General features: G+C 65.3%; 14 protein-coding genes. 9 read left to right on the top strand and 5 right to left on the bottom strand.

The window, feature by feature from the left end:
- Nucleotides 1-202 precede the first annotated feature (202 nt).
- The 3 genes from IE191_RS13200 to IE191_RS13190 form a co-directional block, all read right to left on the bottom strand.
- Nucleotides 203-1,570: an amino acid permease gene (locus tag IE191_RS13200; protein ID WP_191324841.1), complete on the bottom strand. Its 1,368-nt coding sequence runs from the start codon at nucleotides 1,568-1,570 to the stop codon at nucleotides 203-205.
- A 2-nt stretch (nucleotides 1,571-1,572) separates the two neighbouring features.
- The gene (locus IE191_RS13195; RefSeq protein ID WP_191324840.1) at nucleotides 1,573-3,762 is read right to left on the bottom strand and encodes a PQQ-dependent dehydrogenase, methanol/ethanol family; all 2,190 of its coding nucleotides are present in this window, start codon (nucleotides 3,760-3,762) and stop codon (nucleotides 1,573-1,575) included.
- Nucleotides 3,763-3,841: 79 nt separating this feature from the next.
- A complete protein-coding gene (locus IE191_RS13190; protein WP_229815351.1) occupies nucleotides 3,842-6,361 on the bottom strand; it encodes a TonB-dependent receptor in 2,520 nt (839 codons plus the stop codon).
- A gap of 453 nt (nucleotides 6,362-6,814) precedes the next feature.
- Here IE191_RS13190 and IE191_RS13185 point away from each other — a divergent pair, with 453 nt between their 5' ends.
- The 6 genes from IE191_RS13185 to IE191_RS13160 are packed head-to-tail and all read left to right on the top strand — an operon-like array spanning nucleotide 6,815 to nucleotide 15,515.
- Nucleotides 6,815-9,322, top strand: a complete 2,508-nt coding sequence (locus IE191_RS13185; protein ID WP_191324839.1) for a GcvT family protein — start codon at nucleotides 6,815-6,817, stop codon at nucleotides 9,320-9,322.
- Nucleotides 9,323-9,327: 5 nt separating this feature from the next.
- The gene (locus IE191_RS13180) at nucleotides 9,328-10,563 is read left to right on the top strand and encodes an aromatic ring-hydroxylating oxygenase subunit alpha (protein WP_191324838.1); all 1,236 of its coding nucleotides are present in this window, start codon (nucleotides 9,328-9,330) and stop codon (nucleotides 10,561-10,563) included.
- Nucleotide 10,564: 1 nt separating this feature from the next.
- Nucleotides 10,565-11,818: a sarcosine oxidase subunit beta family protein gene (locus tag IE191_RS13175; protein WP_191324837.1), complete on the top strand. Its 1,254-nt coding sequence runs from the start codon at nucleotides 10,565-10,567 to the stop codon at nucleotides 11,816-11,818.
- A 22-nt stretch (nucleotides 11,819-11,840) separates the two neighbouring features.
- Nucleotides 11,841-12,113: a sarcosine oxidase subunit delta gene (locus tag IE191_RS13170; protein WP_191324836.1), complete on the top strand. Its 273-nt coding sequence runs from the start codon at nucleotides 11,841-11,843 to the stop codon at nucleotides 12,111-12,113.
- Nucleotides 12,110-14,992: a 2Fe-2S iron-sulfur cluster-binding protein gene (locus IE191_RS13165; RefSeq protein ID WP_191324835.1), complete on the top strand. Its 2,883-nt coding sequence runs from the start codon at nucleotides 12,110-12,112 to the stop codon at nucleotides 14,990-14,992. The genes IE191_RS13170 and IE191_RS13165 overlap by 4 nt, the downstream gene beginning before the upstream one ends.
- On the top strand, nucleotides 14,985-15,515 hold the full coding sequence (locus IE191_RS13160) for a sarcosine oxidase subunit gamma (protein WP_191324834.1): 531 nt from the start codon (nucleotides 14,985-14,987) through the stop codon (nucleotides 15,513-15,515). The genes IE191_RS13165 and IE191_RS13160 overlap by 8 nt, the downstream gene beginning before the upstream one ends.
- Nucleotides 15,516-15,521: 6 nt before the next feature.
- On the opposite strand, the gene IE191_RS13155 is transcribed toward IE191_RS13160, so the two are convergent.
- Nucleotides 15,522-16,514 carry a PAS domain-containing protein gene (locus IE191_RS13155; protein ID WP_191324833.1) on the bottom strand — a complete coding sequence of 331 codons (993 nt, stop codon included), beginning with the start codon at nucleotides 16,512-16,514 and terminating at the stop codon, nucleotides 15,522-15,524.
- Between the two features lie 140 nt (nucleotides 16,515-16,654).
- A complete protein-coding gene (locus IE191_RS13150; RefSeq protein WP_191324832.1) occupies nucleotides 16,655-17,605 on the bottom strand; it encodes a LysR family transcriptional regulator in 951 nt (316 codons plus the stop codon).
- Between the two features lie 201 nt (nucleotides 17,606-17,806).
- On the opposite strand from IE191_RS13150, the gene purU reads away from it, so the two are divergent.
- From purU to IE191_RS13135, 3 genes are read left to right on the top strand one after another with little or no spacing between them, the layout of a single operon-like run.
- Complete coding sequence (purU, locus tag IE191_RS13145; RefSeq protein ID WP_229815369.1) at nucleotides 17,807-18,658, top strand: formyltetrahydrofolate deformylase; 852 nt, start codon at nucleotides 17,807-17,809, stop codon at nucleotides 18,656-18,658.
- 8 nt (nucleotides 18,659-18,666) lie between these two features.
- Nucleotides 18,667-19,164, top strand: a complete 498-nt coding sequence (locus IE191_RS13140) for a prolyl-tRNA synthetase associated domain-containing protein (protein ID WP_191324830.1) — start codon at nucleotides 18,667-18,669, stop codon at nucleotides 19,162-19,164.
- Nucleotides 19,161-20,537 (top strand): L-serine ammonia-lyase, encoded by a 1,377-nt coding sequence (locus tag IE191_RS13135; protein WP_308432908.1) that lies wholly within the window; start codon nucleotides 19,161-19,163, stop codon nucleotides 20,535-20,537. Before IE191_RS13140 ends, IE191_RS13135 begins: the two co-directional genes overlap by 4 nt.
- The last annotated feature ends 84 nt before the right edge of the window (nucleotides 20,538-20,621 follow it).

Raw genomic sequence — 20,621 nt, 5'->3', positions numbered from 1 at the left:
GTATCCATCGCAAGTGCATTCCAGGGGGGCTGCCGCGCCCGCATTGAGGGGGGGGCACCGGGCGCGGCAGCGGGGGAGGGCTGCCAGGGCACGGCAGCCACGCCCGTGCGTTAGCCGATGGTTTCCAATGAAAGCAAAGACGCTGGTCGATGCCAGCATGTCGTTTGCAGAACCGTGGCGGATGGTTGCCTACAACAGTCGATCAGGCCACTTGCGCGTTGCGGGCCTGCTGCTTGCGCAGGAAATGCGCGCCGACGCAGGCGGCGAACACCGCCAGGCTCAGCGCCACTTGCAGGCGCTGGTCGGGCATCAGGGTCATCATCACCAGCACGGCGAGAATGCCGCCCACCGCTGTCCACGAGACCAGCGGAAAGGCCCAGACCTTCACCGTCAGGCGCTCGCCCCCCGCTTCCAGCCGGCGCCGCAGCGCGATCTGGCTGAGCGAGATCAGCAGATAGACGCACAGGATCGTCGCGCCCGACGATTGCAGCAGGAACGTGAACAGCCCGTCGGGCGAGAACACCGAACTGAGCACAACGGCAAAGCCGGCCAGGCCCGAGACCACGATCCCGAGCGCCGGAACGCGCCGCGCGGAAACCCGGCCGAACGCGGCGGGCGCATCCCCGCGCTGCGCCATTTCAAACAGCATGCGCGAAGTGACGTAGATCGCCGAATTGAGGCACGAGACGATCGCCGTGAAGATCACCGCGCCGATCAGCGCCTGCGCGCCCGGCACCTTGATGATGGACAGCGCGGCGACGAACGGGGATTGCCCAGAAACCACGCGGTCCCACGGCAGGATCGCCAGGATCACCGCGATCGAACCGATATAGAAGAACATGATGCGCAAGGTGACCGTGCGCGCCGCGCGCACGATGTTGCGCGCCGGGTCTTCGGTCTCGACCGCGGCAATGGTCGCCACTTCCGAACCCATCATCGAGAAGATCACCACCGGAATCGCGGTGAAGATCGCGCCCACCCCGGCCGGGAAGGCCCCGCCATGCCCGGCAAAATTGGCCGAAAGCCGCGCCAGTCCCGGGCCAAAGCCGAAGATGTAGCCAAGGCCCAGGGCCATGAAGCCGACGATGGTGATCACCTTGAGCGAGGCGAACCAGAACTCGAACTCGCCATAAGTCTTGACCGAGAACAGGTTGACCAGCGTCATCGCCGCGATCAGCAGCGCGGCCAGTGCCCACATCGGTAGCTGCACGAACGGCATCAGCATCTGCGCCCCGGCAATGGCCTCCACCGCGATGGTGATCACCCAGAAATAGTAATAGAGCCAGGCCGTGGTGAACCCGGCCCAAGGCCCCAGGCCCAGCGCGGCATAGCCGGTGAACGAGCCGACACCGGGCCGCGCCATGGCCATTTCACCCAGCATGCGCATGATCACGAAGACCAGCGTGCCGCACAGCGCATAAGTCAGCAGCACGGCCGGACCGGCGATATGGATCGCAGCGCTCGACCCTACGAAAATGCCCGCGCCGATGATCCCCCCGATCGAGATCATGGCAACGTGGCGGGGCTTGAGCGAATGGGCAAGCGCTTCGCCCGGCGGGGTTGCAGACATGATCAGTGGCTCGCTTTCCTGGCAGACTGCTGCGCCCGGTACCCCTGGCGCTGCTGGTCGATGAGGTAGGCATGGATGGCCTCCACATCGGCTTTTGTCACCACATCATCGAACCGTGCCATGCCCATCGGTGCCAGCGCGCCTTTCAAGACGATGTCATTGAACATGGCGTGGACCTCGGGCGGCAGGCGCGACAGGTCGGGCGTCACGCCGGGCGAGCCGAGCACATGGCAGCGCGAGCAGTTCTCGGTGAACTTGTCCTCCCCACGCGCGATCAGGGCGGGCGTGGCCTTGAACGGGGGCGGGGGCAGGTAGGGCGGAACCTCCCGTTTGTCGGGCGCCGGCACCGCGCCGCCGCCCAGCTTGAACACCAGGATGCGGTTGGCGTTGCGATGGGCATAGGCCGCGCTCGACGGCGGGATCGGGAAGGTGATGCCCGATCCGCCATAGCCGGCCTGCACGGCGACATATTGCACGCCGTTCACCTTGTAGGTCATCGGCGCGGCCATGATGTGGCTGCCGGTCTGGATCGTCTTGATCGGCGCGCCGGTGCGGGCGTTGTAGATCCACAAGCTGCCATCGCCGCGCCCCTGGAACACCAGGTTGCCCGCCGTGCTCAGCACCCCGCCGTCATAGCCGCGCACGCCTTGCGAGGTAACGTGTTCCCACACCACCTTTTTCACCACTGGATCCCAGGCGCGCAGCACTTCGCGCACCAGCTTCACGCCAGGGCGCTCCTTCTGCAAGGCGTCCTTGGCCGGCAGCGGCCCGAACACCCGCTTGAGCGCGGCGGGATCATAGAGATCGTCCGGGAAAATCCCGTCCGACGAGAAGAACCCTTCAAGGTGGGTGAGCGAGCCGCCATTGGCCTTCATGTTGAGCAGCACATTGCCGGCATCGATTGCGGGGATGTAGACTAGGCCGGTCTGCGGGCTGAACGACATCGGGTTCCAGGTGTGCCCACCGGCCCACGAGGGATAGACGTTCTTGGGCTCGCGCGCGTAGTCGGCCTGCGCGGTCACCAGCGGGCGGCCGGTAGCAAGGTCCACGCCCTTGGCCCAGTTCACGTATGTGAACGGATCGGCGGCCAGCAGTTTGCCGGTTTTCAGGTCCAGCGTGTAGAAAAAACCGTTCTTGCACGCCTGCATCACCACGCGGCGGGGCTGGCCATCCACGGGCAGGTTCGCGAAGACGAACTTCTGGACCGCGTCATAGTCCCACTCGTCGCCCGGCGTGGTCTGGTAGTACCAGTTCATCCGCCCGTTCTGCGCGTTGACCGCGATGATTGAGGCGTTGAACAGATCGTCGTGGCGCACGCCATCGGCCGAGCGGAGGTAGGGGGAGGCATTGCCCGTGCCGAACACGATCTGGTCGGTCACGGGGTCGTAGGACAGCCCGTCCCACACCGTGCCGCCGTTCTGGGTGCGACCGTCGCGGTTCGGCCCCCAGGATTTGGCGGCCAGTTCCAGTTCGGGATGCTCGAAGGGCTGGCCCGGCGCCGGCGGCACGGTGAAGAAGCGCCACTTGAACGCACCGGTCCTGATGTCCCAGGCAGAGATATAGCCGCGCAAGTCGCCATCGCCGATGTCGGCTCCGGCATTGCCGATCACCACGCTGTCCTTGGTCAGGATCACGGCCCCGGTGGAGGCATAGGGCTGCTTGTGGTTGACGATCGTGTCGGCGATCCAGCGCGCCTGGCCGGTCTTGGCATCGATGGCGTGGAGCCGGCCGTCTTCCGACGCGACGAAGACCACGCCGTCCCGATAGGCAACGCCCCGGTTGACCACGTCGCAGCAGGCATTGCGGCCCCACTGGCCATCGACCTGCGGATCGTATTGCCACAGCAGTTCGCCACTCGCGGCATTGAGCGCGTAGACGTTGCCCCAGATGCCCGAGGTATACATCACCCCGTCGACAACCAGCGGCGTGGCTTCCTGCCCGCGCTCGGTGCCCATGTCATAGGACCAGGCAAAGCCCAGATCGGCCGCGTTGGTTTCATTGATATCGGCCAGCGAGGAGAACCAGGTGCCGGCGGTATCGCCCCCGGTCAGCGGCCATTCCGCCCCGGCCACGGGCGCGGCGGCGCGATCGTTCGGCACATCGGCGTAGGCTTGCGGTCGAGGCAGCACCGCGCTGGCGCCCAGGGCGGCGCAAGCGAGCAGCAAGGGAACAGCCTGGCGCATGCGTTTCATCGGTTCGGCTCTTTCCGTGGGACGATTGCAGTATCTTGGATCACAGTTTTGGCGGCGCTGCAATCGTCCCGCTGAAAGGTCAGTTGCCGAAGTTCACGCGGGCGGTCAGGCCCCAGGTGCGCGGCTTGCCATAGACGCTGAGCGCATCGCCCCAATAGAGCGACCCGTCGAAGGTGTAGGAGCGGTAGACCCGGTTGAACACGTTGTTGACGAAGAACGCCAGTTCCAGCTTGCCGCCTGCCGGGATCACGCCGACGCGCAGGTTTTCCACGTGATAGGCGCTCTCCCGCTCGACCGGCGCGCAAAGCACCGAGAAGCAGAACTTGCCGGTGTAGAGCGCATCGCCCTGGAGCGAGACGCGCGCCCCGCCCATGCCGAATTCATAGCGGACCAGCGCATTGCCGGAGAAACCCGGCGCCTGCGGCAGGTCGTGATTCACCAGCGTGACGCCATCGGGCAGCAGCACGTTCTTGACCTTGCTGTCCTGCACGGCGGCGGAGGCCTGGAGCGTGAAGCCCTCGATCGGGTGCGCGGTCAGCTCGGCTTCCACGCCCTTGATCGTGGCCGGCAGGTTGCGCACCAACTGCGTATAACCGACCTGAACATAGGCCTGGTAGTTCTTGTAATCATAGTAGAATGCAGCAAGATTGAACTGCACGTTGCGGCCGATCTTGGTCTTGAGACCGACTTCATAGTCGTTGAGCGTTTCCGGCCGGTAGGGAATGTTGTTGATCGTGTCGATCAGCGCCTGGCCCGGATAGGGCGTGCCGGTGGAGAACGTGAACCCGCCCGACTTGGAACCACGGTTGTAGCTGGCATAGAGCAGCGTGTCCGGCCCCGGCTTGTAATCCAGCTCGGCGCGTGCGGTGACGCCGTCATAGGTGGGCGAGGCGGCCGCCGGCGTGACGGTAATCCCGGCGGCATCGGCCGCGCCGGTGGGATCGTAGAAATTGATCCCGCTCGGTCCCCAGTTCACGGTGAGGCCGGAAATGTTCTCGACCGCGTGATACCAGGCCAGCTTGCTGTCACGCCAGTAGCGTGCACCCACGATCAGCTTCCAGTGATCGTCGAACTTGTATTCGTCCTGCGCGAAGACCGCGAAAGACTTGGTGCGCTGGTAGAAGTTGACGGTGGGATCGTACTGGTCGAACGGGGTGGCATATTTTGCGCCGTAATTGCCGGTGAGCAGCATGCCGAAGGCGCCGAACGTCAGATAGTTGGCGCCGAAGCGCGCGGCGGCGCGCAGTTCCTGGGTCAGTTGCTGGGTGCGGGCGCGCTGGTAGAACACCGTGCCCGAGGCATAGCAGGTGATCGTCGGCGCGCTGGCGCAAGGGCCGGTGGTGAAGGGCGGCAGCGCGGCGCCTTCCACATAGGGCAGGCCCGGCACGCCATCGTCGCTCTCGATATAGAACTTGGCGAGGTTCTGGTAATCGGTGATCGAGGTCACATCGAACGCGCCCAGCTTGCCTTCCAGCCGCAGCGTGGCGGCAAAGGTCTTGCGGTTCACGTAGTTTTCGCCGGCGCTATAGGTCTGCCACGGATTGCCGCCCTGGCTGGCGGCGATCGCCGGGTTGGCATAGCCATTGGCGACCGAGCCCGGCACGCCGCCGTTGTAGGATACGCCGCCGTAGTTGTTCCAGTAATCGCAGACCTGGTTGGCGGCGAGGAATTCGCCCTGGTACTGGGCGTTGGGGCAGGCCGGGGTGAGCGAATAGACACCGGCCTGGCGCTCATGGTCGGCCTGGGAATAACGCACGGTCAGGCGCGCGTGGAAATCGCTGGTCGGATCCCATTGCAGGATGCCGCGCGTGGCCCAGTGGTTGTTGGCCCCCAGGTCTGCGCCACCCGGCAGCAGGTTCTTGATATAGCCGGAGTCGCGATCATAGACGCCGGAAATGCGCGCCGCGAGCGTGTCGGTCAGCCCGCCGGTCATCGCGCCTTCGAATACCGACTGGTTGAAGCTGCCGGTCGTGGCCGAGACATAGCCGCCGAATTCGTGGCTCGGCTGGTTGGAAATGAACTGCACCGCGCCGCCCGTGGCATTGCGGCCGAACAGCGTGCCCTGCGGCCCGCGCAGCGCCTCGGTGCGCGCCAGGTCGAAGATCGGGAAGCTCGCCGTGGTGATCGAGGCGGCGTAGCTGTCGTCCTGATAGACCGCGACCGGGGGTTCCTGCTGGTCGCCATAGTCGTTCTGCGACACGCCGCGAATGTTGAACACCACCTGGCTGGAGCCATAGGCGTTGTATTTCAGGTTGGGGATGGCGCGCACGATATCGGTGGCGTTGTTGATGTTGAGCGCGCGCAAGTCCTTGGCCGAAATGACCGAGACGGCGATGCCCACGTCGTTGAGCTTCTGTTCGCGGCGCTGCGCGGTCACCACGATATCGCCGGTGCCGGTTTCGCCCTGGGGCGCGACGGTCGCGGCATCGGCCGGGGCGGCTTGCGCGTGGGCCAGGCCCGGCATCAGCATCGTTGCGGTCAGGGCAGTGGCGTTCAGCGCCAGTGCCTTCAACCGGCCGACGGCGTGCGAGCGGGGATTGCGCGTGTTGAGATGGATTTGTTGATCCAGGCCAAGGCCCGAGTGCACCAGGTGACGCATGACAGCTTCCCTCCAAGCCGGCCCCTCGTTGCGGGGGCACAATAACCTGCACCCGGATCGTGCATCAGGAACGCAGATGCAGCAAGACTTAGGAAACACGCGGAAAGATGGGGCGATAAGCAGTTGGCGGGTTCGAGGAATTTGGGCAAGTATCTGATATTCGTTAATTTATATTCTCCGCTCACGGCGTTGTACGAATAATGCCTACTTACTATTCCCATTAACTTGCCTAATGCCGTGCAGGGCGCGCGCCAGCGGCCGTGCGGTCGCATCGGCGCAGCCCGGATCGGCCCGGAAAAGGACTCGCGACGAAAGCGCGCTTGTCCTTTCGGGAAGCATTATTTCTAATCACTTGCATAAGTTTATGGAATGGTGCTGCGGCGTGATTGCGAAGCTTCCCGCAGTGACATAGCCCTTCGGTTCATAGGCAGCCAAGCAAAGCCGAGGCATGACATGAAGACGAGTGCGCGCGTTGTGGTGATTGGTGGCGGCGTCGTTGGCGTCAGCACGTTGTATCACCTGGCCAAGATGGGCTGGTCCGATGTCGTGCTGATCGAGCGCAAGGAACTGACGTCGGGTTCCACCTGGCATGCCGCCGGGCTGCTGCCGCTGTTCAACCTGTCCTATTCGGTGGGCAAGCTGCACCAGTATTCGGTGGATCTCTATCCCAGCCTGGAAGCCGAAACCGATCTCAATGTCGGCTTCTCGCGCGTGTCCAACATCCGCCTGGCCAACAGCCCGGACCGCATGGACGAATACCGCTATTACGCGGGCGTGGCCAAGACCATTGGCGTCGAGGTGAATTTCCTCACGCCCGAGCAAGTGCATGAAATCTGGCCGCTGGCGCAGATGGATGGCGTGCTCGGCGCGATCCAGCACCCGGCCGATGGCTATATCCAGCCCGCCGACCTGACCCAGGCCCTGGCCAAGGGCGCGCGCCAGCGTGGCGCCACGATCCTGCGCAACACCACGGTCACCGGCATCACCCAGAAGGCCAATGGCGAATGGGTCGTGGCAACCGACCAGGGCGAGATCACCTGCGAGCACGTGGTCTCGGCCAGCGGCAGCTTTGCCCGCCAGACCGGCGCCATGGTCGGGCTCGACGTGCCGGTGATCCCGGTCGAGCACCAGTACATCGTTACCGAGCAGCATCCTGCGATCATGGAGCGCCGCGCCAAGGGCCTGCCCGAAATGGGCGTGCTGCGCGAAAGCGACTCGAGCTGGTACATGCGCGAGGAAGCCGGTGGCCTGCTGCTTGGCCCTTACGAAGTCGGCGCGCCGGCCTGCTATGTGAAGGGGCCGGCAGCCAACAGCGAATACGAACTGTTCCCCGATGCGCTCGAACGCCTGGAGCCCTACATTCTCTCGGCCATCGAGCGCGTGCCCGCCTTCGGCGAACTGGGCATCAAGAAAGTCTACAACGGCGCCATTGCCTACACGCCCGACGGGTCGCCCATCGTCGGTCCTGCGCCGGGGCTGAAGAACTTCTGGCTCAACGAAGGCCACAGCTTCGGCATCACCGCAGCCGGCGGCGCGGGTTGGCAGCTTGCCCACTGGATCGTGGACGGCGAACCCACCATCGACATGATGGGCGTCGATCCGCGCCGCTTCGGTACTTATGCCGACGAAGGCTATCTCATCGAAAAGAATGAGGAAGCCTATGCCAAGGTGTTTACCGTCCACTACCCGGACGAAGAGCGCGAGGCCGCGCGGCCGCTGCGCCAGACGCCGTGCTACGATCGCATGAAGGCGCTGGGCGCGGTGTTTGGCAGCGTGTTCGGCTGGGAACGCCCCAACTGGTTCGCGCCCGAAGGCTATGAACTGAGCGAGGCCGATCTCGACAAGCCCGAGACGCTGCTCAACCACAACCATCCCGATGTGCCCGGTGCGCCGATCCGCGAAAAGTGGTCGTTCCGTCGCTCCAACTACTTCGAGCATGTTGGCAACGAATGCCGCCATGTGACGGAAAAGGTTGGTATCCAGGACATGAGTGCCTTTGCCAAGTGCCTCATTTCCGGCCCCGGTGCGGAAGAATGGCTGGGCAAGCTCCTGTCCAATGCCGTGCCGAAGAAGATCGGCCGTGTCTCGCTGTCTTACCTGCTGACCCCTGCGGGCGGCGTGCGCAGCGAATTCACCGTCTACAAGCGCGGGCCGCAAAGCTATTATCTGGTTTCCGCCGGCGCGTTGGAAGCGCACGACCATGATTACCTGGTCAAGGCGCTGCCCGCCGATGGCTCGGTGAAGTTCGAGCGGCTGACCACGGCGATGGGCGTGCTGGTCCTGGCCGGCCCCCGTGCGCGCGACGTGCTGGCCAAGGTGACGCATACAGACTTGTCCAACGAGGCGTTCCCCTGGCTGACCGGCAAGCGCATCTCCATCGGTGCTGCGCCCTGCGATGCGCTGCGGGTGAATTTCATCGGCGAACTGGGCTGGGAATTCCACCACCCGATCGAGATGCAGAACTACATCTTCGACAAGCTGATGGCCGCCGGCGCGGAATTCGACATCAAGCCCTTCGGCATCCGCGCGATGACCTCGATGGCGCTGGAAAAGAGCTACAAGCTGATCCCGCGTGAACTTTCCGTGGAATACAATGCCCTGGAAAGCGGGCTTGAACGCTTCATATCCATGAAGAAGCCCGAATTCGTCGGCCGTGACGGGCTGCTGGCGAAGCAGGAAGCCGGGCTTTCCTGGAAACTCGTGACTTTGGAAGTGCTGGGCGTCAGCGATGCGGACGCGCGCGGTTCCGAAGCGATCTATCGCGACGGCCAACTGGTTGGCCGAGCCACGTCGGGCGGCTATGGTTGGCGTGTGGCCAAGTCGTTGGCACTGGCGATGATCGCACCTGAGCACGCAGAAATCGGCACCGAGCTGGAAATTTCCATCCTCGGCGCCCCGCACAAGGCCGTGGTGATCCCAGACTCGCCCTTCGACCCGGAAAACACTGCACTGCGGAGCTAGTCCCCATGCACGATTTCGCACCGATTGCCGAACTGCTGAACCAGGATCGCCCCGGCTACACCCTGCCGCAACGCCTCTACACCAGCGAGGAGGCGTTCGCCTTCGATACGCAAGTCATGCTCAAGTCGGTGTGGCTCTATGCCTGCACCGTGGCGCACGTGAAGAACCCCGGTGACTTCTACGTGTTCGAGATGGCCAACAATTCGGTCGTGATCCTGCGCGGCAAGGATGGCGTGGTCCGCGCGTTCTACAACACCTGCACCCATCGCGGGTCGCGGCTGTGCGAGGCGCAGAGCGGCACGATGCCGCGCGTGATGTGCCCCTATCACTTCTGGACGTTCGGCCTGGATGGCAAGCTGATCGCCGCGCGCGGCATGCCCGAGGCGTTCGACAAGAGCGCGCACAACCTGCGCGAGGTGGCGCTGGAAAACTGCGGCGGGCTGCTGTTCGTGTGCTTTGCCGAAAATCCGCCGCCGATCGACCGCGCCAAGGCGGACATTGCCGCCGGCATTGCGCTCTACAACCTCGACAAGCTGAAAGTGGCGGCGACCGAGGATCTTCATGACGAGGCCAACTGGAAGCTCGTCATGGAAAACAACCGCGAATGCTATCACTGCGAAAGCAACCATCCCGAACTGCTCCAGTCGCTGAGCGGATCGGGCTTTGGCCGGGGCAATCCCGAAGACGGCGTGGCCAGTGCCGAGGCGGACGTGGATGCCGAGCGCAAGCGCTGGCAGGCCATGGGCATCTGGCAGGACCTGGTGGAGTTTCCCGACAAGGGCTGGCACCGCGTGGGCCGGCTGGGCCTGGCCAACGGTGCTCTGTCGCAGACCATCGACGGGCAGCCGGCCTCGAAGAAGCTGATCTGGCCGATCGACCATGCCGAGCCGACCAGCGTTTCGGTGTGGACCCATCCCAATTCCTGGCACCATTTCTGCTGCGACCATGTCGTGACGTTCAGCGTGATGCCGGTGGCGCCGGGCCGCACCCTTGTCCGCACGTCTTGGCTGGTGCACGAGGATGCGGTGGAGGGCGAGGACTACACGGTCGAGAACCTCACCCGCGTGTGGAAGGCGACCAACCGGCAGGACCGGCACCTGGCCGAAATCAACCACGCCGGCATCGCCACCGATGGTTATCGCCCAGGCATGTACGCCCTGGAAGAAAACCTCGTCGATGCGTTCAAGACCTTTTACGTGGAGCGCGGCAAGGCTGCGCTGGAAGCGGCAGGACGGCCATAAGATGATGCGCTTTTCCGGGCTCAATCTCATCGCGCAGGCTTTTTCCGGGCATCAGGCCTGGCCGGAGCAATGGCCGGACAAGGCTCCCAAGGCGTCTTACGATGTGATCATCGTGGGCGCCGGTGGGCACGGGCTGGGCGCGGCCTATTATCTGGCGGCCAAGTATGGGATCACCAATGTGGCGGTGATCGAGAAAGGCTGGCTGGGCGGCGGCAACACCGGGCGCAACACCACGATCATCCGCTCCAACTACCTCTACGATGAAAGCGCCCATCTCTATGACCACGCGGTCAAGCTGTGGGACGGGTTGAGCCAGGAGCTCAACTACAACGTGATGTATTCCAAGCGTGGCGTGCTGATGCTCGCGCACAACGTGCACGATATCCAGAGCTTCAAGCGCCACATCCACGCCAACCGGTTGAACGGCGTGGACAACGAATGGCTCAGCCCGGAAGAGTGCCAGGCCTATTGCCCGCCGCTCGATATCTCGCCCAACGCGCGCCATCCGGTGCTGGGCGGGGCATTGCAGCGGCGCGGCGGCACCGCGCGGCACGACAGCGTGGCCTGGGGCTATGCCCGCAAGGCGACGGCGCTGGGCGTAGACATCATCCAGAATTGCGCCGTCACCGGCATTCGCCGTGGCGCGGATGGCGCGGTGCTGGGGGTGGAGACCGAGCGCGGCTTCATCGGCGCCAAGAAGATCGGCGTTTCGGCGGCCGGCAACACGTCGGTGGTGATGAACATGGCGGGGCTGGAATTTCCGCTGGAAAGCTATCCGCTCCAGGCGCTGGTGTCGGAGCCGGTGAAGCCGATCTTCCCCTGTGTGGTCATGTCCAACACCGTGCATGCCTATATCAGCCAGTCCGACAAGGGCGAGCTGGTGATCGGCGCGGGGACGGACCAATATACCTCGTATTCGCAGCGCGGCGCGTTCCACATCATCGAGCACACGCTGGCGGCGATCTGCGAGATATTCCCGATCTTCACCCGCATGCGCATGCTGCGCACCTGGGGCGGGATCGTGGACGTGACGCCCGACCGCTCCCCCATCCTCGGCAAGACCCCGGTGCCGGGCCTTTATGCCAACTGCGGCTGGGGCACCGGCGGGTTCAAGGCGACGCCGGGCGCGGCAGACCTTCTGGCCCATACCATCGCCCACGATGCGCCGCATGCGATCAACGCACCATTCAATCTCGACCGGTTCCGCAACGGGCGGATGATCGACGAGGCGGCGGCCGCCGCCGTGGCCCACTGAGCAAGGCGCAGGGAACCAAGCCATGCTGTTGATTCATTGCCCCTATTGCGAGGAAGACCGCCCCGAGGTGGAATTCGTCTATGGCGGAGAGGCGCATATCGCCCGCCCGCTCGATCCTGCCGCGCTGAGCGATGAGGACTGGGAGCATTACCTCTATATCCGCCGCAACCCGCGCGGGCGCCACCATGAACGCTGGCGCCACACCCATGGCTGCGGCCGCTTTTTCAACGCGGTGCGCGATACCGTGAGCGACCGTTTCGAGCAGACCTACAAGGCCGGAGAACCGCGCAGATGAGCGGCTATCGTCTTCCTGCCGGCGGGCGGATCGACCGCGCCGCACCGCTGGATTTCACCTTCGATGGCCGCGCCTATCGCGGCTTTGCCGGCGACAATCTGGCTTCCGCGCTGGTCGCGTCGGGCCAGATGCTGTTCGGCCGTTCGTTCAAGTATCACCGCCCGCGCGGGATTCTCGGCATGGGCACGGAAGAGCCCAATGCGCTGGTCACGGTTGATCGCGGCGCAACGGCACCGGGCTGGGGCCGCGCCACGCCCAATCTGCGCGCGCCGTCGGTTGCGCTCTATCAGGGGCTCAACGCACAGAGCCAGAACCGCTTCCCCTCGCTCAGGTTCGATCTGGGCGCGGTCAACGATCGGCTGGGCGCGCTGTTTCCCGCCGGGTTCTACAACAAGACCTTCATGTGGCCGCGCTCGGCCTGGGAAAAGCTCTATGAGCCGGCGATCCGTCGCATGGCCGGGCTAGGGGCCAGCCCGACGACGCGCGATCCCGATCACTACGATGCCACCTATGCCCATTGCGAAGTGCTGGTGGTGGGCGGCGGCTTGGCCGGCATCGAGGCAGCGCTGTCGGCGGCGCAAGACGGCGGCCGGGTGATCCTGATCGACGAGCAGGACGAACTGGGTGGCGGCGCCCTGGCTGACCGCGCCTTGTGGGGCGAACTGGCCGACAAGACCATGGCGCTGCGCCGGCTCGGCAATGTCACCGTGCTTACCCGCACCACGGCGTTCGGCTATTACCACCAGAACTTCGTGGGCGCGGTGGAGCAGTTGACCGACCACCTCGCGCCGGAACAGGCCAAGGGTGCGCGCGAACGCCTGTGGCGTATCCGCGCGGGCGAAGTCGTGTTGGCCCAGGGCGCGATCGAACGCCCGCTGGTGTTCGATGGGAATGATGTGCCGGGCGTGATGCTGAGCAGCGCCGGGCGCACCCTGGCTGTGCGCTATGGCGTGGCGGTGGGCCGCGCCGTGGCGGTGATGGCGGTGCACGACAGCGGCTGGCGCGATGCCATGGCGATGAAGGCGGCGGGCGTGGGCGTGGTCGCCGTGATCGACCTGCGCAGCGATGTGGCGCCCGATCTGGTTGCGGCGGCGCGCGCGGCGGGGATTGCCTTGCACCTCGGCCATGCCGTCACCAGCGTTTCCGGGCGCCATGGGGTGAGCGGCGTGACCTTTGCCGCCAACGGCACCGGCCATGCCCAGCAACTGGCGGTGGATGCCCTGCTGATGGCCGGCGGCTGGACGCCGACCGTGCACTTGTGGAGCCACGCCAAGGGCAGCCTGCGCTGGGACGCCGATTGGGGGGCCTATCTGCCCGATGTGGCGCAGGAAAACTGCCGCGCCGTGGGCGCCGGGGCAGGGGCCTGGGACATGGGATCGGGCCTGGCGCTCGGCACGCTGCCCGGCCCCAAGCCGATCTGGCAGACCAAGGCCTTCGTCGATTTCCAGAACGACGTGAAGGCGCGCGACATCGACCTGGCCGTGCGCGAGGGCATGCGCTCGATCGAGCACATCAAGCGCTATACCACCAACGGCATGGCGACCGACCAGGGCAAGACCAGCAATCTCAACGGTTTGCAGATCGCCTCGGGCAGCCTGGCGAAGCCGGTCACCGATATCGGCCTCACCACGTTCCGCCCGCCCTATACGCCGCAGACCTTTGGCGCCTTGATGGGGCACCATAAGGATGCGCTGTTCCAGCCGATCCGCAAGACGGTGATCGATGGCTGGGCCGCCGACCATGGCGCGGTGTTCGAGAACGTGGCGCAGTGGCGCCGCGCGCGCTATTTCCCGCAAGGGAGCGAAGACATGCACGCCGCCGTGGCGCGGGAATGCCTGGCCGTGCGCGAGCGGGTGGGGATGTTCGACGCTTCCACCCTCGGCAAGATCGAAGTGGTCGGCCCCGATGCCGCCGAATTCCTCAACCGCATGTACACCAACCCGTGGAAAGCCTTGCAGCCGGGCCGCTGCCGCTATGGCCTGCTGCTGCGCGAGGATGGGTTCATCACCGATGATGGCGTTTCTGCGCGCCTGGCGCCCGATCGCTTTCACCTGACAACCACCACCGGCGGCGCGGCGCGCGTGCTGGCGATGATGGAAGACTATCTCCAGACCGAATGGAGCGATCTCGACGTCTGGCTGACCAGCACGACCGAACAGTGGGCGGTGATTGCGGTGCAAGGCCCGCTGGCCCGCGCCGTGATCGCCCCGCTCGTGGAAGGCATCGACCTGAGCCCATCGGCGTTCCCCCACATGGCCATTCGCGAAGGGCGCATCTGCGGCGTTCCCACCCGTCTGTTCCGCGTGAGCTTTACCGGCGAACTCGGCTTTGAAGTCAACGTCCCGGCCGAGCACGGGCGCATGGTGTGGCAGGCGATCCACGCCGCCGGGCAGGCCCATGGCATCACCCCCTATGGCACCGAGACGATGCACGTGCTCCGCGCCGAAAAGGGCTATGTCATCGTCGGTCAGGATACCGATGGCACGCTCACGCCCGATGACGCCGGCATGGCCTGGGCAGTGGGCACCAAGAAGCCCGATTTCGTCGGCAAGCGCTCGCTCTCCCGGCCAGACATGGCCGCGCCGGGCCGCAAGCAGCTCGTCGGCCTCTTGACCGAAGACCCGCAGGACGTGCTGGAGGAAGGCGCGCAGATCGTGGCCGATCCCGACCAGCCGGTGCCGATGACGATGCTGGGCCATGTCACTTCGTCTTACCACAGCGCCACGCTGGGCCGCTCGATCGCCATGGCGGTGATTGCCGATGGCCGCGCGCGCGATGGGCAGGTGATCCACGTGCCGATGCCGGGGCGCACGATCCGCGCGCGGGTGACCGCCAGCACCGTGTTCTATGATCCCGAAGGGAGCCGCCTTGATGTCTGAAGCCATTGCGATCCCTGCGCTGGCGGTGGCCGGCACCGATCTGGCGCTCGAAAGCCAGGCCACGACCGCTGCGGGCGTGGCGCTCACGCTGGAGCCGCCGGCAAGCCGCTGGTCGTTGCGTGCGCGCACGGCCGACGCGCTGGCCGCCGTGATCGGCCGCCCCGTGCCAGCGCGGATCGGCGAAACGCGGGATGGGCTGGCCTGCCTGGGTCCGGACGAATGGCTGGCGGACCTGCCCGCCGGCACCGTGCTGCCCGATGGCGCCGGGCAGCCGGTCAGCGTGGTGGACATTTCCGCGCGCGGGGTGGTGATCCGGGTGGAAGGCGCCGGCGCGGCGCGCACCGTGGCGTCGGGCTGTCCACTCGATGTGGAGCGGTTTGCCGTGGGCCGGGCCACACGCACCGTCTATGAAACCGTCGAAGTGATCCTGTGGCGCGAAAGCGAAACCGCCTTCCGCGTGTTCGTCTGGCGCAGCTTTGCCCCTTGGCTGTGGCACGCTTTGAAAGCCTGCGAGCGCGCCTGACGACCGTCAGTCAATAGGGGCGGGGGCGGCGTCCTTGAAGCGCAGCGTGGCGGTGAGGCCGTCGGCCTGCCAGTCCAGGTCGATCGCCCCATCGCGCAACAGCACGATGCGGTTGATCAGATTGAGGCCCTGCCCGCCCTCGCGCGTGGTGGCCTGAACCGCGCGCTTCGAAATCTCATGCCAGACCAGGATGATGTCGCCACCGTCCAACTGGCTGGATAGCGTGATGCGGCCGCCATGGGCGATGGCGCCATGCTTGGACGAATTGACCGCCAGTTCCCCCACGACCAGGGCGATCGTGTCGGCCAGGGCGCGGGCGATCGGCATGTCGGCCACCTCGGTTGTCTCGACCGGGCAGAACTCCGTGCTGAAAGGCGCGGTAAGCGCGTCGATCAGATCGACCAGGCTGCACGGCACGTCCTGGCTGGTGAACAGCGCCTGCGCGCGGCCCATCGCCAGCAGGCGCTCGGCCATATGCGCGGCAAAGGCGCTGTTGTGCGTGTCACCGCGCGCGAAGCTGCGGATCAGGCTCGATATGATCGTATAGGTGTTCTTGAGCCGGTGGTGCAATTCGCGCGTGGCGGTTTCCAGCACCTGGCGCGCCAGTTCCGCCTCGGTCACGTCGCGCGAGACGGCCAGGTAGCTGCTCAGCTTCCCACTGTCGTCGCGCAGGCCGGACACGCTCACGTCCCACCAGCGAGGGCTGCCCTTGGCGGTGGGGCAGAACGCGCGAAAGCGCGAGATGCCGCCAGCCTGGGCCACGGCATAGCCACCTTCGATCCGGTCCCGGCTGTCCTCAGGCCAGAACAAGGCCCATGGCTTGCCCAGCACTTGCGCCGGATCATCCACCTCCATGGCGCAGAGGCCGTTGGGATTCATGTAGGCAACGGTGCCGTCCAGATTGACCACCTTGACGCAATCGACGCTCTGATCGATCGCGGCGGCCAGCGAAACATGGGAAATCCCGGCAACCTGCCTGGAAAGTGGAATATTCGTCATGATTTGGCCGGAGTTCCCCAAAACACCCGGTCAGGCGTGCCCCACGCGCACCATCGCGTTGTCGGCACAATCGCCATGCCGGGCGATGGTTCCCTTCAAAACGGATAGATAAACTAAATTTCGTAATTCTCCGCCTGTCCTCAGCCCAACAGCGGCCCCGCCCAGGGCAACGTGGTGATCAGCGGGGGCAGCACCTGGTCTAGCAGGGTTTCGCGCGCCAGCGCAGCGGTCTGGCCGGGGAGATCGCCAAGCTCGCCCATGCGCGCCACCACCTGGATGCGGCGGGCAAAGCGGCCGCGCGGCAGCGGCTCTACCCGCAGTTGCGGCATCAACTGGGGCAGGGCGGCCAGGCACAGCAGCGAGGTGATGCTCCAGCCGATGCCCATGCCCACGGTGGTCAATTGCTGGTGGATGATCTCCACCTCGATCACGTTGGGCAGCCGCAGCTTCATGCGGGTGAGCTGGCTTTCGATCCGCTGGCCCATGCCGGTGTCGAGCGAATAGCGCACGAACGGCATGCGCTCGGCCACGTCGGCGGGATCGATGCTGCCATTGTGATCGGCCGGAAAGATCATCACGAAAGGATCGTCGATCACGTCGTGGTGCTCGATGCCGGGATGCTTTTCCAGCGTATTGCTGCCCGTTACCAGCATGTCGCAACGCCGGGCCAGGAATTCCTGTTGCTGGCGCAGCGATATGCCCGAGCGCACCCGCCACGAGCCGACGCGCATGCCGTGGCGGCGGAGCAGCGGGGCGGTGAGCAGGTTGGCCAGGCTTTCGCTCATGCCCACGGTCAACTGGTCGATCGGCTGCTGCGCCCCTTCGCGCACTTCGTCATAGGCGGTGCGCGCATTGGCCAGCAGCTTGCGCGCGCGTTCGTGCAGGGCGCGGCCCGAGGGGGTCAGGCCCAGTGGCCGCAGCGAGCGATCGAACAGCGGCGCGCCGATGCCCTGTTCCAGCCGCGTGATGGTTTGCGAAACGGCCGACTGGGTGATCCGCAATTGCTGGGCGCAGGCCGTCATCCCGCCCAGTTCCACTGTCAGGACAAACACTTCCAAGCCGTGCAGATCGAATTCGGCGGGCAGGCGCATGGGCATGATCCTTGCGCGGCGCACCCTCCCGCGCCGCGGTCAGACACTCTTGTGCCATCATGATGCCTGAACTACCAGATTATATCTGCTTATTGTGGAAGCTGGCCCGTTCCGGTTGCCCGGCATTCGCTTTATCAGGCAGTTCATCAGGGCGGGGCCATCCGCAACGACAACCAGCAAAAGGGAACTGACGTGGCGCTTTTGAAACCCGATTTCGTGCTGCTGGTCTCGTGCGTCGATCGCAAGGGCCTCGTCGCGGCCATCGCCACGTCGATTTCGGCGCAGGACTGCAACATCGTCGAAAGCGCGCAGTTCGACGATGCAGTGACCGGCCGCTTCTTCATGCGCGTGGCCTTCACTGCGCCGCCGGGGATGACGGTGGAACGCTTCGACGAGGCGTTCCTGTCGGTCGGCAGTGCCTATGGCATCGACTGGAAAGTGTTCGACCTGTCGGTCAAGGTCCGGGCGCTGGTCATGGTCTCCAAGGGCGGCCATTGCCTCAACGATCTGCTCTATCGCACCGCCACGCGCTATCTGCCGATGGAAGTGACCAGCGTGGTGTCCAACCACACCACCTGGCAGCGCCGGGTGGAGCACGAAGGCATCCCGTTCCACCACCTGCCGATCACGCCCGAGACCAAGGCCGAGCAGGAGGCCCGCCTGCTGGCCCTGATCGAGGAGCAGCGGGTCGATCTGGTGATCCTGGCGCGCTACATGCAGGTGCTGTCCGATGCCACCTGCCGCGTGCTGGAAGGCCGGGTGATCAACATCCACCACTCTTCGCTGCCCGCGTTCAAGGGCGCCATGCCCTATCACCGCGCCTATGAGCGTGGCGTGAAGATGGTGGGCGCGACCGCCCACTACGTGACACCCGATCTGGATGAAGGCCCGATCATCGCGCAGGATGTCTCGATGGTGGACCATGCCGACACTGTCGATGACCTGATCGCCCAGGGTCAGGAAACCGAAAGCCGCGTGCTGACCCGTGCGGTCAAGGCCCATTGCGAGCATCGTGTGATGCTCAATGGCCATCGCACGATCGTGTTCAAGTAAGGGCCGGGATGATGAGCGAAACGCGGCTTTATGCCGATCTCGAGGCGCTGGGCATTGCCTGGACCAGCCTGGAGCACGAGGCGGTGTTCACTGTGGAGGAAAGCGAGGCGATCCACGCCGCGCTGCCCGGCGCGCATACCAAGAATCTGTTCCTCAAGAACGCCGATGGCAGCTTCTGGCTGGTGACAGTCGATCACGCCAAGCGGGTGGACCTGAAAGCCCTGGCCGGGGCGGTGGGCGCCAAGAAGTTCAGCTTTGGCAAGGCCGAAGACATGGAGCGCCTGCTCGGCGTGACGCCCGGCGCGGTCACGCCGCTGGCGGCGATCAACGATGCCGATGGCGCGGTGCGCGTGGTGATCGACACCGACCTGGCCGACGCGGCGCAGGTCCACGTTCATCCCTTGCGCAATACCGCAACGATCGGTCTTTCCGGTGGTGATTTGTTGCGCGCTCTGGCAAGCTGGAACCACCCCGCGATGATTGCGGGCATTCCGGAGCGGCCATGATCGTCAGCACCTTTGACCTGTTCAAGATCGGCATCGGCCCGTCGAGTTCCCACACCGTGGGGCCGATGGTGGCGGCCCGGCGCTTTACCGAAGCGCTGGAGGCTGCGGGCCTGCTGACCCGCACTGCGCGGGTTTCGGTCGATCTCTATGGGTCATTGGCCTTGACCGGCAAGGGCCATGCCACCGACGTGGCGGTGATCCTGGGGCTGGCCGGGGAAATTCCCGCCACGACCGATCCTGATGCCGTGCCCGGCATCGTCGCGGCCGTGGAACAGTCGGGCCGCGTGGCCCTGCTCGGGCGCCACGAGGTGGCCTTTGCCCCGGCGCAGGACATGCGCTTTCTCCAGCGCGAGCGGCAGGCCTATCACAGCAATGCCATGGCCCTGGCGGCGTTCGACGCGGCAGGCGAGATGCTCACCCGCCGGTTGTTCTATTCGGTGGGTGGCGGCTTCGTGCTGGACGAGGACGAAGTGATCCGCAATGCGCCGGCTCTGGATCTGCCGGCGCCGCCTTATCCCTTTGCCTCTGCTGGCGAATTGATCGAGATTGGCGAGAGGACTGGCCTCTCCATCGCGCAGATCATGCTGGCCAACGAACTGGCCTGGCGCAGCCCGTCGGAAGTGGAGGCCGGACTCGATCTGCTGGCCGATACCATGGCCGCCTGCATCGATCGCGGCTGCGCCCAGGGCGGCACTTTACCCGGCGGGCTCAAGGTGCGCCGCCGCGCCGCTGCGCTGGCGCAGGAATTGCAGCACCGCCAGCAGATGTCGCTGTCCGAACCGCTCGCCGTGCTCGACTGGATCAACCTCTGGGCCATGGCGGTGAACGAGGAAAATGCCGCCGGTGGGCGCGTGGTGACCGCGCCGACCAACGGCGCGGCGGGGATCATTCCGGCCGTGCTGCGCTATTACGAACGCTGCTATCGCGGTGACAAGGCCGGGCGGCGCACGTTCCTGCTGACGGCGGCGGCGATCGGCGCGCTCTACAAGCGCAATGCCTCGATTTCCGGCGCGGAAGTGGGTTGCCAGGGCGAAGTGGGCGTGGCCTGCTCGATGGCGGCGGGCGGATTGACGGCGGCGTTGGGCGGCAACAACGCCCAGATCGAGAATGCTGCCGAAATCGGCATGGAACACAATCTGGGGCTGACCTGCGATCCGGTTGGTGGCCTCGTGCAGATCCCCTGCATCGAGCGCAACGCGATGGGCGCGGTCAAGGCGATCGACGCCTCGCGCCTGGCCATGCTGGGCGATGGGCAGCACATGGTGAGCCTTGACAAGGTGATCGAAACCATGCGCCAAACCGGCGCAGACATGCGTGACAAGTACAAGGAAACCTCGCAAGGCGGCCTCGCGGTCAACGTCGTGGCATGCTGAGCGAGTTCTGAGGAGACACAATCGATGAAAGCCCTGGTCTGCGTGAAGCGGGTGATCGACTACAACGTGAAGCCGCGTGTGAAG

The sequence above is a fragment of the Novosphingobium pokkalii genome (genome assembly GCF_014652855.1).
Lineage (GTDB): Bacteria > Pseudomonadota > Alphaproteobacteria > Sphingomonadales > Sphingomonadaceae > Novosphingobium > Novosphingobium pokkalii.
The sequence above is the reverse complement of the archived record's forward strand: the minus strand, read 5'-3'. Positions and strand labels throughout refer to the sequence as shown.